This is a genomic window from Chitinophaga sp. Cy-1792, assembly GCF_011752935.1.
Classification (GTDB): Bacteria; Bacteroidota; Bacteroidia; order Chitinophagales; family Chitinophagaceae; genus Chitinophaga.
In genome coordinates this window covers 1523355-1536888 of the sequence record NZ_VWWO01000001.1, presented here as the reverse complement: position 1 = coordinate 1536888, position 13534 = coordinate 1523355, and the positions used below count along the sequence as shown (strand labels likewise).

Annotated in this window: 11 protein-coding genes; 4 read left to right on the top strand and 7 right to left on the bottom strand. The window is 45.3% G+C overall.

Going from position 1 to position 13534, the window contains the following annotated elements:
- Positions 1 to 84 precede the first annotated feature (84 nt).
- From F3J22_RS06320 to F3J22_RS06310, 3 genes are read left to right on the top strand one after another with little or no spacing between them, the layout of a single operon-like run.
- Entirely contained in the window at positions 85 to 933 is an 849-nt protein-coding gene (locus F3J22_RS06320) for an alpha/beta fold hydrolase (protein ID WP_167015389.1), read from the top strand.
- The gene (locus F3J22_RS06315) at positions 884 to 1408 is read left to right on the top strand and encodes an RNA polymerase sigma factor (RefSeq protein ID WP_167015388.1); all 525 of its coding nucleotides are present in this window, start codon (positions 884 to 886) and stop codon (positions 1406 to 1408) included. The genes F3J22_RS06320 and F3J22_RS06315 overlap by 50 nt, the downstream gene beginning before the upstream one ends.
- On the top strand, positions 1398 to 1994 hold the full coding sequence (locus F3J22_RS06310; RefSeq protein ID WP_167015387.1) for a hypothetical protein: 597 nt from the start codon (positions 1398 to 1400) through the stop codon (positions 1992 to 1994). The genes F3J22_RS06315 and F3J22_RS06310 overlap by 11 nt, the downstream gene beginning before the upstream one ends.
- A 103-nt stretch (positions 1995 to 2097) precedes the next feature.
- Here the strand turns inward: F3J22_RS06310 and F3J22_RS06305 are convergent, their stop codons facing one another.
- The 5 genes from F3J22_RS06305 to F3J22_RS06285 all read right to left on the bottom strand — a co-directional run bounded on the left by F3J22_RS06305 (position 2098) and on the right by F3J22_RS06285 (position 11161).
- Positions 2098 to 3405, bottom strand: coding sequence for a RagB/SusD family nutrient uptake outer membrane protein (locus F3J22_RS06305; RefSeq protein ID WP_167015385.1), 1308 nt, complete (start codon positions 3403 to 3405; stop codon positions 2098 to 2100).
- 18 nt (positions 3406 to 3423) lie between these two features.
- Positions 3424 to 6540, bottom strand: a complete 3117-nt coding sequence (locus tag F3J22_RS06300) for a SusC/RagA family TonB-linked outer membrane protein (RefSeq protein WP_167015383.1) — start codon at positions 6538 to 6540, stop codon at positions 3424 to 3426.
- A gap of 100 nt (positions 6541 to 6640) precedes the next feature.
- Positions 6641 to 7387 (bottom strand): DeoR/GlpR family DNA-binding transcription regulator, encoded by a 747-nt coding sequence (locus F3J22_RS06295; RefSeq protein WP_167015381.1) that lies wholly within the window; start codon positions 7385 to 7387, stop codon positions 6641 to 6643.
- Positions 7388 to 7474: 87 nt separating this feature from the next.
- Positions 7475 to 9940, bottom strand: a complete 2466-nt coding sequence (locus F3J22_RS06290) for a glycoside hydrolase family 9 protein (RefSeq protein ID WP_167015379.1) — start codon at positions 9938 to 9940, stop codon at positions 7475 to 7477.
- A 75-nt stretch (positions 9941 to 10015) separates the two neighbouring features.
- The gene (locus F3J22_RS06285) at positions 10016 to 11161 is read right to left on the bottom strand and encodes an FAD-dependent monooxygenase (protein WP_167015377.1); all 1146 of its coding nucleotides are present in this window, start codon (positions 11159 to 11161) and stop codon (positions 10016 to 10018) included.
- A gap of 135 nt (positions 11162 to 11296) precedes the next feature.
- On the opposite strand from F3J22_RS06285, the gene F3J22_RS06280 reads away from it, so the two are divergent.
- Positions 11297 to 11683: an SRPBCC domain-containing protein gene (locus F3J22_RS06280; protein ID WP_167015375.1), complete on the top strand. Its 387-nt coding sequence runs from the start codon at positions 11297 to 11299 to the stop codon at positions 11681 to 11683.
- A gap of 105 nt (positions 11684 to 11788) precedes the next feature.
- On the opposite strand, the gene F3J22_RS06275 is transcribed toward F3J22_RS06280, so the two are convergent.
- Positions 11789 to 12433, bottom strand: a complete 645-nt coding sequence (locus F3J22_RS06275) for an SMI1/KNR4 family protein (RefSeq protein WP_167015373.1) — start codon at positions 12431 to 12433, stop codon at positions 11789 to 11791.
- Between the two features lie 79 nt (positions 12434 to 12512).
- Positions 12513 to 13346: a metallophosphoesterase gene (locus tag F3J22_RS06270; RefSeq protein WP_167015371.1), complete on the bottom strand. Its 834-nt coding sequence runs from the start codon at positions 13344 to 13346 to the stop codon at positions 12513 to 12515.
- Between the last annotated feature and the right edge of the window lie 188 nt (positions 13347 to 13534).

The following is a 13534-nucleotide window of genomic DNA, read 5'->3' as shown; positions in this document are numbered from 1 at the left end:
TAATCAATCACTAAAAAAAATTTCAAAAATTTCTGTAACATTTTGAAACGTCGTGTATCTAAAAGGAAATTTAAAACGAAAAACATGAAAAAGTCATTCTTCCTCTTCCTGATACTCGCTACCGCAGCCTTATTCCTGAACCTGTTCGCTAATGCACAGACATCTTCCAACCTCCAGGTAAAAGTGGAAGGAAAAGGAAAACAAGTTGCCATTTTTATCCCTGGTTTTACCTGCAGTGGTGATGTATTTAAAGAAACTGCTGCAGCCCTGAATAAAGATTATACCTGCCACATTTTTACAATGCCTGGTTATGCCGGCGCCCCTGCAGATGCTAATCCAAGCCTCGAAAAATGGGCTGATGAAATTGTCGCCTATGTTCGCAAAAATCATCTTACCAAACCGGTAATTATCGGACATAGTCTTGGTGGTGGTATGGCGCTGATGCTCGCCACCAAATATCCTGATGTGTTCAGCAAACTGGTTATTGTAGATGCACTGCCTTGCCTCAACGCGGCCTTCAATCCTGAATTCAAATCAGTAGAACATCCTGATTGCAGCAAAATGGCCGCCCGTATTATGCCGTTGTCTGATTCTGCCATGTATAAAATGCAGCTGGCTAACCTCCAGCGTCTGATCGTAGACACTGTACATCGTGAAGAAATAGCTATGTGGGGCGTTAAATCTGATAGAAAAACGTATCTTGACACCTATTGCGAATTTTATAATATGGACCAGCGTCAAAGTATTACAGCTATTAAAATCCCTACACTGGTTTTGCTCGAATCTGTATTTGCTAACTATAAACCCGCAATCGAATCACAATATACTAATCTGAAAACCGCAACCCTGAAATACGCAACCAAGGGATTACACTTTATCATGTATGACGATCAAGAATGGTATCTTAACCAAATCACCGAATTCCTCCGCTAAACAACAGGCTGCATTCGATGACATCTATGCAGACTACTGGGACAAAGTATTCCGGTTATGCATGGGTTATGTAAACGATGATGACTGGGCCAAAGACATCGCACAAGACACTTTCATCACCGTTTGGCAACAACTGCCTAACTTCCGCCAGGAAGCCTCCATAGGAACCTGGATCTTCCGGATAGCCTGTAATAACTGCCTCCGGCAACTGGAAAGAAGTAGCAGATTTGTAAACAAGGAAGTAGACAGGGCTGATGAAATCAGCCACCAGGTAAATGAAGATGAAGTGAATTTCCTGTACAAATGTATCGCTACTTTGAATGAAACAGACAGGCTGATCATCTCCATGGAACTGGAAGAAGTAAAGCAGGCAGAAATCGCTACCATTCTTGGGTTATCAGAATCAAACGTACGTGTACGCATTCACAGGATCAAAGAAAAATTAACCGAAAAATTTAAGTCTTATGAGCGTTGAGGATAAACTGCAAAAGTTGTGGCAAAGCAAAAAAACCGCACCTGCACCATCGAAAGAAGCATTGCTGAAAAAAGCCTTTCAGGTAAAAACAGGTTTAAGACGTAAGTTAATTCGTACCAGCATCTTGCTGATCATCACAAGCGTATGGATCATATATGTGGTAGCCGCAGCCAAACCAACGATGATCACCACCTGGATAGGTACAGCCATGGCATTGATTGCCATGTTCCTGTTCCTCTTTTCCTCCACCAAGATGATGCAGATGCTGAGCAACGATCAACACACAGATTTACCTGTAGTAGATTATTTGCAACATATGGTACAGGTAAGAGAGAAACAACGGTTTATGCAGACCACCATCATGAAAATATATTTTATACTGCTCGGTGCTGGTGTCTGCCTCTATATGATAGAATATACACAAACCTACCAACTACCTGTAAGACTCTTCATATTTGCGCTGGTACTGGGATGGATGGCCTTCACCTGGTTCATTCTCGGGAAGCGGGTGATAAAGAAGCAGGAATCTGCCGTCACGGAAGTAATAGAACGATTGCAGTCACTGATAAAAGATAACAACAACTAACTATAAAAAAAATCCCGGCCAACGCCGGGATTTTCAATTTCACAAGCAAAATAAGCAAGACTGAAAACAGGTCTCTACTCTTGAGAGAACAACATATGCATGGTTAGAACGAAGGGTCATTAGGTGTATTCGGATCATCATTTCTTTCAACAAACGGATAAGGGAAATAACTCCGCTTACGCTCACTGTCAGGACGTCCGAAACGGCGCGAATCAATCAGTTCCTGGCCAGCCATAAACAATTCGATACGACGGTGTTTATAAATCAGGTCCAGTAATTGCGCCTGTGAAGTAGCAGTAACAGCTGTCAAACCCGCACCTATGCCAAATGGATCACTAGCCGGCTGTTTGGTTACAATTTTGTTCAGCTCTGTCAGACCATCAGAAATATCTCCCTGACGCGCGTAACATTCCGCTTTAATTAATGTAACCTCACCTGGCAGATACACAGGGATAGCTGTAATGGTGCTATTGTAATAGCCGTTGATAGTCCAGGTAACAACACCTGTAGCGGATACTTTACGCAGCATGTAATACAAAATACGTTTATCGGCTATATCCGGTCTGAACCCTACAGGCAGGCCCATTGTACTGTCTACCGTCTGGAAGATATTTCCGGTAGATGTAGCCAGCGTATAGATTGGGTTTGTAACAGTTGTGTTGAAGTTAAAGGTAGATTTCACCGTCAGATCAACCATTCCTGCCGCAGCAAGCGCCACATCATACTGACCCGCATACAGCGCATAACGAGCCTTTAAGGCATACAGTGTATTTAACAGATTAATACCAGCCGGTACATACTGCGAGAAGCTGGCACTTGGCGGATTTGCAGTAATAACATTAATAGCGTTATTAAGTATGCCCACTGCTTTTTCAAATCCCTGCTGTGCAGGGATGAAATGTACATCGTAATGAGCAGTATCAGGTCTGCCGGTGGTATCGGGTACCTGTGTCCAATAAGTACCCTGTATACCGATAGACATTGCCTTGAACATATAGGCATAAGCAAGGATACCGCTGGCATCAGCTGCAGTAGGCACTACTGTAGGTGTTGCAGCAAGAATGTTATTGGCATCAAAAATAATTTTGTTGGTAACGCTCCAGAGGTTGCCTACCACCACATTTGTATTTAATACGTTACCTCCTCCGGCAGCTAATTGTGCCTCGTCCGTATTACCACTATTGGTAACATATGTTTCACCGGTAAGTAAACTACCTGCACAGACAGTATTATAGATTAAACCGCCTCTGTCTTTTACATACCAGGCCTGCAAACCAACTGCTGCATCCGTGAGGGCTACACGTGTCTGAAATACCTGTGTAGAAGAAGGCCCCGAAGGGTCAGTAAAATTCTTGGAACAGGCTCCCAATACCAATGCGCCTATTAAAGAAAGTGTTATATAGCGTTTCATGATTGTTCGGTTTTTAATTTAGAATTTAGCACGTACCCCAACATTCCATGTTCTTGGAATAGGAATGGTTCCGAAGTCGATACCACGTAATAATGTACTTTGTCCCGCAGCATTTACTTCCGGATCATATCCCTTGTAATGATCCCACGAAATCAGGTTACGGCCACCGAAATTTACCGTCAGATCACTGAATACACCGATTTTTCCAAAGTTATAACTCAATGAAGCTTCACGCAGTTTTACGTAGGAACCATCATCCACTCTCCATTCCTGGATTAAATAAGCCGCACTTATCCAACCTCTTGGCAGTTTACCCTCATCTTCTGCTTCTGCAACTTTACCATTATCAACACCCTGGCGTGTTCTGTAATCTGCATTAAATACATCCACTCCCTGTACAAAGTCGAACTGTGTATGTAAGCTGAAACGTTTATACCTGAAGTCGTTGGTCAATGTACCTGTCCATTTCGGATTAGGATCACCGATTTTCCTATTCAACACCGTTGCAAGGGTATCTGGTAAACCGCCCATAGATCTGTCTACCGTATAGGTCAGCGGAGAATTCTGTACGCCTTTGTCAATGATCGGCAGTCCGTTTTGGTCCAGCAACAGATCACCGTTCGCTTGTCTGGCGAAGAAGGTACCGTAGAAGAAACCTACCGGCTGACCATTGGCAATTGCAATTGGCGCGCCACCTACGGTAGGGAATACCAGCAGTGATTGCCCGATATCAATCGCCTTGTTCCTGTTTCTGTTGAAAATAGCCGTCAGGTTCCATTCAAAATTTTTCGTCTGAACAGGGATGGCATTCAACACTACTTCCAACCCATTATTCTGTAAGGAACCTACATTGGAGAGGTAGTTGGAATAGCCATTGGTAGGAGCTATTGCACGACTAATCAGCAGGTCCTGTACCTTTTTGCGGTAGTAGTTAACGCTAAGGCCTATACGATCTCCAAAAAAGGACATATCTGTACCGAATTCCAACTCTTTCGATCTTTCAGGTTTAACATTCGGATCTGTCCAGGTGGATGGCGACTGGAAGGCCAATGCCCCGATAAATGCAGTACCGGAATAGGTATTGTACCGTGCATAGGCAGGGATGCCGGTTAAGTTACCGGATTCACCATAGGCTGCTCTGAATTTCAGAAGCGTCCACCATTTAGAGATACTGGAATTTTTCCAGTAATCTGCACCAGACAACACGTAGCTTCCACTCAATTTAGAGTAGAGCTGGTTACGTTCATTTTTACCGAATACAGAAGAACCATCCACACGCAATGCACCTGTCAGGAACAAATGATCACGGTACTTAAAGTTCTGCTGAATAAATTCACCATTAATAGAAATCTCTGTACGCTGATCATCACCAGGAATCACCGTTATCGCCTTACTCGGGAATTGGATCTGCGGGCCAAGGCCACGGCCTTGCGCCATAGAATAAGTCATCTTCTGATATTGTAAAGAATAACCTACCTGTGTAACAGAAGATAAATTTTTGTTGATATCTGCCGTATAGGTTGCTCCTACATCATGGTTGATCATGAAGGAAACATTATTCGCCGTACTTGCATAACCGTTCTGGGTTGGATCAAAATTGGCACCACCACCATAAAAGGCAGGACTCACAAAGTAAGCATATGCCGGAATATAGGTAGCCCCATTCTGAGAATAGTTATCGATACCAACTTTATAGTCTATGCTAAGATTTTTAATAGGTTTGATAGATAAGCCAGCACCAGTGATAATACGGCCAACCTGTTGTCCCTGGCGGATATCTTCGATAATAGATACCGGGTTTACACGGCCGAAGTTACCCACTTTTATCAGCTCACCATTTGCATTACGCTGCTGAATATCATAATAGTTACCGATGATGGTAATAGAGTTAAGCGGCGAGTAGAAAGTATTGCCATCTGGTTTTTCATTGGATTTACTGTAGATATAGTTTACAGAACCATTGAAAGTTAACCATTTGGTGATCTCCTGGTCCAGGTTCAGTCTGAAGCTGTAACGCTGGAAGTCAGTATTTTTAACGATACCCTGGTTATAAAAGTAACTGGCAGATGCAAAGTATTTTGTTTTCTCAGAACCACCGTTAACAGATACGTTGTTATCTGTTCCTACGCCTGTACGGAAAATGTAATCCTGGTAGTTATACCTGTTAACATTTGTTTTCTGAGTAGAAAGCGGTTTGGTAATCAGGTCCTGGGTAGTAACCTGAGGATCGCCACCAAACTTGGTCGGGGATTCATTTACGTCCAGTTCCTTACGTAAGCTGCTTAGGGTCATCCCGGTAGAGAAGCTCACTGTTGGTCTTCCGGAAGTACCTCTTTTGGTAAATATCTGTACCACACCGGCGTTTGCTCTGGAACCATAGATCGCAGCAGCAGCAGCACCGTTCAGTACCTCGATATGATCAATATCTGCCGGGTTAATATCTGCCAGCCTGTTCTGACCAATATTACCTACAAACGTACCCCCGTTATAGTTAGGGTCGGTATTGGTAACACGGGTAGTGCTGTTATCGACGATCACACCGTCAATGATATACAATGGTTCGGTAGAGCCACTGATAGTACTGATACCACGGAGTTTCACGGACATAGCACCGGAAGGATCACCAGAATTCTGCGTAATCTGTGCACCGGCGGTTTTACCCTGCAATGCTGTCAGTACGTTACTGGTGGCGCCTTTATTCAGTGCGTCTGCTTTTACAGAACTGATATAGCTACCCAGCTGCTTGCGGGTAGTACCGGCAGAAGTACCTGTTACTACTACCTCATCCAGCTTGGATACGGATTCACTCATTTTTGCATTGAGTGTAACCGTTCCAGTAGCCGTTACCGTTACATTCTGTTGCTGTTGTGCATATCCGATACCGGAAAAGATAAGTGTATAAGTGCCTGCCGGCTGTGTTAAACGAATGGTGTAGTGGCCGGCAGGGTCTGTCTGGGTACCCTGGGAAGTATTTTTTACAGCCACGGTGATGCCTGGTAACGGGTTCCCTGTTTCATCTGTCACCTTACCAGAAATAATGCTTTGCGCGGACGCTGCCAGGGACACACAGCAAAGCAGCAGAAAGAGCAACATGGAGCGCGGACACGCTGCTCGCTTGAATCGGAGCAATTTCATAATTAATGTTTAGACTTGTTGATAAATGGGTGGTTCCCCTAACCCTTTACAGGCAAAGCTCTTGGTTACTGATTTAGTCGAATAGCGGCAAGAAACAGGATTATAAAATTTTGACTCCCTTCCTGCTGTATGGTTGTAATTTCTTTGCCTTTGGATGTAATTCTGTTATTAAAATATCGATATCATCCACTTCACAAACTTTCAAACGATCGGTGGTATCTACCTTTTCTGAAATGCATAAGGCAACGACCTTTCTCGACGTGGCTATCATGGCCTTTTTTACCTGCACTACTTCCCAGTCGTTATCTGTAAGTCCGGCATCGGCATCAATCGCATTCACTCCCAGGAAACACAAGTCTGCACGGATATTCATGATTTTGGTAATGGCTTCACCGCCTACTGTAATTTTAGAATCCTTTGCCAGCCGGTCACCAATTACAATGACTTCAATATTCGGATGATTTGCATACTCAAATGCAGCTGGTAAACTAACAGTAATAAATGTTGCACGTAATTCTGAAGGTAGTATCCTGGCCAATTCTATGATGGTGGTTCCTCCGGTGGTAAGCACAAACATACCATCCTGGATGAGCGTTACCGCTTTCATTGCTATAGTACGCTTCTCTTCCGCAGCATATACGTCCCTGGAGGCAATCCCCTGATGAAAGGAATTGGATAATGCCCCACCATGCACCTTCAATATCTTTCCCTCTTTCGCAAGCTCCGTCAGGTCGCGCCTGATGGTATCTTCAGATACCTGAATCTGCTCACTCAGATGTGATGACAAGACTTTATTGTGCAGGTTTACCTGGTGAAGGATATATGCCTGGCGTTCTTCTTTTAACATGGATCAGGATTCGTTCTGTCAAATTCGGCAAAAAAAAGCATGAATCCAAATATAAACCTGCAAATATTTGCAGGTTTATGCACGATTTTAGTTTTTGAGAAGATCATCAACCCGTGAAAACGTATAGCCACGTGATTTTAACGTATCTATCAGCGCTGGTAACCGGTCATAAAACTTGTCTTTACGACGTGGATCTGTACCTATATGTATTAATAACAGAAAACCATTCAATCCGGTTGGCTGAATGTTGTCATATGTGAGTATTGATTGGAAAATTTCTTCGCTGCCAACATAATTTTTCATCTCCGGATAGGTATAATCCGCATTGGAACGCGTGCCTGGCGTGAAACAGACCAGTTTTAAGCCCTGCTTCCCGGCCCAGCTGGCAATGGTGTCGTTCCACCATTCGTAGGGTGGCAAAAAATACGGGGCTTCCTGCTTACTGATACCGAAACTGCCCATCGTTTTATAGGCAGCGGTAATATCTTTATCGAATGCAGTCCTGGTAACCAATAAACTATCCCGCCTGGTCCAGTCGCAGTACAGCAAATGCGCATCGGAATGCGAACCCAGGTAATGCCTGTCTGCCTGTAATTGCCGGATCAATGCAGGATTTTGCCGGTAAAATCTCCCTGTAAGAAAAAAAGAACCAGGAACCTGCTTGTCTTTCAACGTTTTACGTATAGCCGTGCCTCCATCGGCAAATTCATCACCGGTGAAAACCAGGGCTAAATTTTTTTTTTGCGTATTGCCACGAATAACGGCGCCCTGTACACGTTGCTGTACCGGCATGCCTTCCTGCGCCATAGCGGCCAGCAAATACACCATAGAAGCCGTTCCGTCCATGGTTGGCTCGTTGGTGCTGTAATCCCCGAAATCATCGTGATATACCGCCAGATCGCTCTGGAAATCCGCATAGGCATCTGGCTTAGACAACTTAATACCTATCAGGTTTTTATAAATAGCGGTATATACCGGCCCATCTACCAAACCGCCATCTATCGGATAATTTCCGAGGTGCGTAAAGGCGGAATGCGGGTCTGTAGGGGTATCTCCATCGGCAGGCAACCCATATACCATACTGGTACCCCAGGGGTTACAGCCAAACAGCCAGTCTATATTGGCCTGTTCCAGTTGCGCAAAGCCTTTATCATGGCTCAGCTGCCGGTACCAGTAACACTGAATGGCGAAACTGGTGGTCAGGTTGTTACTACACCATATGAAAGGGATGGCACGGTAGAATGCGTTTTTCTGCGCTTTTTCCCATACGCGCTGAATACCGTCTCTGTAATAACCTACTATCTCCTGCTGTGCTGCACCGTGTAGCTGCTTCGCCAGTTCGTAATGTCCCAGATTGATGAATGGATACCATTGGTAGTGATTGGCGGTATCTTTTCCCAGCCAGGGCGTTACCTTTTCCTGGCGGGCATACGCTACACCCTGTGTCAATAAGGACTTACCAGGAATCTGCCTGCTGATGGCCGCTGCTGCCAGCTCCATATCGTCTGTCCAGTTATCTTCTGCATAGATATAGGGAGAGACTACAGATGCTGTCTGACAAACACCGGGTTGTTTCACGCCCATCTGCCAGGCACTCCATGCACGGCTACGCAGCAACGAAGCATAGGCGGTATCCTGCTTCAGCAGCACAGACCCCAGCGCAAAGGCGCTGGCATATTTGCCCGCAGTAGAGGCTACACCGGTAGATTTATTTTTATATTTCCCCAGGCCCTGCGGTGCGCCTGTACAGAAGTACACCGGCCGCTCGAAGCCTTTTCCATAAAAAGGATCTTCTCCCGGCAAACGCAGTCCGTGATGATCTCTGTCGTCCGCAATCTGATTAAACATAACATCGGCTGCGGGATGCATTTTCAGCAACCAGTCGAGCCCCCATTTGGCTTCATCCAGCACATCCGCACGCTTATTACTGCCAGGCAGTCCGTTGGAGGCATACTGATCGCCAAAAACACCGGGAAAATCGCGCCATGCGGCCAGCAGGTGGTAAGTCGCATTGGCGGAAGTAGTCACATATTGTAAATAGTCGGTAGCATCATGCCAGCCCCCGGCAACGTCTATATGGGTGCTGTCGGGCATAGGGCCGTACATCGTATATCCGTCGTGGGTATGACAGGAATCCTTCATGAAAGGATTGAACCAGCTACGTTGCTGGCGCATATAGCGCAGACAAAAATCAGCTGCACCTTTATACACATCATTACTGATCTGGAAGTTGGGAGATAATGCACCGGCGGCCTTCAGGCGATAGGTGCCTGCCTTATGCCATGCGCTGAAATCCAGGCGGGCTGTATTGGAAAAAGGACCGTATGCCCCGAAATCCTTGCCTGACTTACCTGTAAAAACTACTTTGCCCGTAACAGCGTCCATCAGCTGAAAGGTAGCAGGAACAGCGGCCCCTTTTGCCCCGAATACAGCAACCTTAACCCCTCCGGGCAGATAACCGAGCTGGTTAATACGAATCCATTGCCCCGTCTGCCCGTAACCGGTAGCAGTTATCAACAGCAATAGCAGCGTATATAATGAATAGTTTCTCATAAGCGCGTGGATTAAGTTTCTAAAGCTATAAAACTTCTCCGATACCTGAAACCAGGCTTATGTAAACGGCAACAGTTACCACTTCACATTATACAGGAATTCCATCTGCTGCTGTGTGATGCGGTTCGGTACCATACGTACCATCATATCACGTATTGTAGTGGCCACGGCGCCTTTCCAGTTGGTGAGCTGTGCCAGCTTCCAGGATACTTCCACTACCTTACGTACACGCGCTATTCGCTGCTCCTGGTAACTATGGAATGCATCCGTATAGTTTTTCGTTTGTGCGAGACAGTTAGATAACATCAGCGCGTCTTCGATAGCCTGACTGGCTCCCTGTCCCAGGTTAGGTGTGGTAGCATGGGCCGCATCTCCCAATACCACTATTCTGCCGTTGTACCATTTATCAATTGGTTCGAAATCATACAGATCGGCACGCAACAACATTTCCGGTTTCAACGCGGCGGCTACTTCCGGCATATTCCCTGAAAAACCGGCTAACTCATGTTGCATAAAAGCAACGGCTTCTGCGTCTGTAAACGGCGTATTGGCGGGCATTTGCTTTGTAAACCAGAAATATACCTGTTGTTGATTTACCTGCATATAGGAAGCACGTAAACCATCGCCATCGCCCCATACTTCGGAGCCATTGATCTGCTCTTCATGAGAGAGTGTCATCGGAATGATAGCACGCCAGCAGGTTTGGCCGGAATAGCGATAATTGGCGTGGGTAATATATTGTTCTCTGACCACAGACCTGATGCCATCCGCACCGATCAGTATATCACCGCTGGCAGCCGTTCCATCTTCAAAAAAAGCCGTCACCTGGTCGGCGGACTGTTCTATTTTCACCAGCTTCTTACCCCATTGTACCGGCTGTCTGGTGGCTACTATCAGCTCATGGTGCAGCGCTGCACGATGTATCATATGCGCACCCTGACCATAACGTTGACGGATATACACATTACTGACATGTTGCAGTGTTTTTCCTTTGTAATTACGGATGAAAATATTTTCCGGGAACATGGATTGCCTACGTATGGCTTCGCCAATTCCCAGGCGCTCATACACCGTCATGGCGTTGCCGCCGAGCATGATACCAGCCCCTACCGGTCTGTTTTCCGGTACAGCGTCAAAAATTTCGTAGTCTATTCCTTTCTGCTGCAGTGCGATAGCCGTAGATAAGCCACCAATACCAGCTCCGATGATGATTGCTTTCATAATTATTCCGTTTTACAATACAAAGATAAGGGGGTTTTATTCAAATTAGTACATTTGGCCTAATTTATTTTTTTAGGTAGATAAAAAGCGTAGTGGGAGCGGAAAATCTTAGCTTTGGGCCATCAAATCCAAAATATGAAAGATTTCAAAAAATACTTTAGTGTTGCTGCCCCGCCGGAGGAAGTGTATGCGGCATTAACCAATCCGGCAACAATACAGTTATGGAGTGGAGAGAAAGCGGAGATGTCGACAGAGCCGGGTTCTGAATTTTCTTTATGGGAAGAAAGTATTGTAGGTAAAAACCTGGAATTTGAGGAAGGCAGGAAGATTGTGCAGGAATGGTATTTTGGTGATGATAGCGAAGAACATCCTTCCATTGTAACCATCATCTTACATCCTTCTAAAAAGGGCACTGATGTGGAGTTACGTCATACCAATATTCCTGATGAGGCGTTTGATGATATTACAGAAGGCTGGATTGATCAGTATTGGGGTTCAATTATTGATTTTTATAAAGAATAGTATTTGCGCAAGTTAAAGATAACGGCCGTCCCTTCGGGACGGCCGTTATTCTAAACGAAAGCGGGCTGCCTTCGGCAGCCCGCTTTCGTTTAGAAAGGTATTATTTTATATCACTTCTTCCTGGTAAGGAAAGCTGCTATCCATTAATTGGAAGCTCAGTTCCTGTTCCAGGATCTCATGTAATTCAGCATTCGTGAGCGCTCCTTTGGCGAAAGCCGTCTGTACCACCTGCTGCTGACGTTCGGTCAGGTATGCCGCATGGCTATTCAGCCACAGCTGGCAATTCTCTTTAAAATCGCCGGCACTGATCAGGCCAGGGTAATTGGTGTCCATGTCTGTAATCGCTTCCAGCATCTGCATAAAAATAAATTCCTGCAGGTTACGGGCAAGGATACACGCTTCATTGGAATCATGCCATACCAATACTACCGGTACATCGTCACCATCCTGAAGATTGTAATAAAGCGCATACCAGTCGCCGGCGCCGCTGGTGGCCACCGGCACAAATTGATGTACCGGATCGGCAAACAGGATGCCTTCTTCCATGAGCGTGGCTGCATCAGGAATATCTATTACTTCCAGGTCATTGGCAAACAGCAGTAATGGCGGGTGCGCTCGCAGCTGCGGGAATACACGGCTGTACCATTCCGGGCCGAATGTTCCCCAGTTGAGCATACCATCTGCATGTAACTGTTTATAAAGTGCAGGGTATCTAAAGTTGTGTAATTGCTCTAAAGCTTCGAGTGTCATGTTACAATTGATGAAAACAGGTTAATCCATCGTATCAAGATACTCACTTTGACGAATTCCCCACAATTATTCACAACAATTATTTGGCAGCCACAGCCTTACGGGTATATTCGTTGAACCGCTCTGTCGGATTCAGCATGTAGGTAACCATGGTATTATCCGCCTTCAGTTCCACTATCCTGAAGCCGTGATATTTGGTTCCCCAGCTACCACCGATATGACTGTCGAACAGGAAAGGAATGGTTTCTTCCAGCAGCTTTACATTGTCCTGGTCATGATCATGGCCGTTGAAGATGGCTTTTACGTTCGGGTATTTTTTGATCAGACTGGCAAATTCAGGAGAGGATGCACCAAACTCCGTCCATTTGATGGGCGTGATATGCAGAAATATAAAGATGTTCTGTGCGTTTTTATGTTCTTCCAGTTTTTTCGCGAACCAGGCTACGTCTGGTGTCAGGAAATCGCCTGCCAGATTGGAGGTATCGCCAAACAACAGTACCTGGCCTTTTACCTTTTTCTCATAGTTCAGCGGGAAGCCCCAGTTTTGTTCCCATGCCGCATCCGTTACCCTGTCGTGATTACCACGGGTCGCAAATACCGTAGGGTGAATGGTTTTAAAGAGTTTTACTGCCGGCTCGAGCAGGGTGGGCTCGTTGTGGATAACATCGCCGTTGAGGATGAAGCAATCGCAGGGTGTTTGCTGATGTACCGCCGTAAAGGCCTGTTTCAGGTCCTGGAAATACTGCTCGTAAGGGGTGTTGGGTTCTCCATAGTGCCAGTCGGACCCGATCGCGAACCTGAATATGGTTTTACTATCGATTTGCTGTCTGGTGGCAGCTTGGGCAAATTTTCCGCAGGCAGAGATAATTACGGCTGCAGACATGCCACTGAGGAAGTCTCTTCTGTTCATCATGGGCATAAAAGTATAATGGTTGAAAATGGAATTAAAGGTTTGGCCACAGGGTTAACATAAATATAAAACAACCTGCTTTTTATTCATAGGAAGGTGTTGAAAAAGGTAGTTTTTGAGCTAGATAAGTTCATAAAAATTTATTTCAAAGAAAAAAATTTGCCACATATAATTATTTTTAATATAACGTA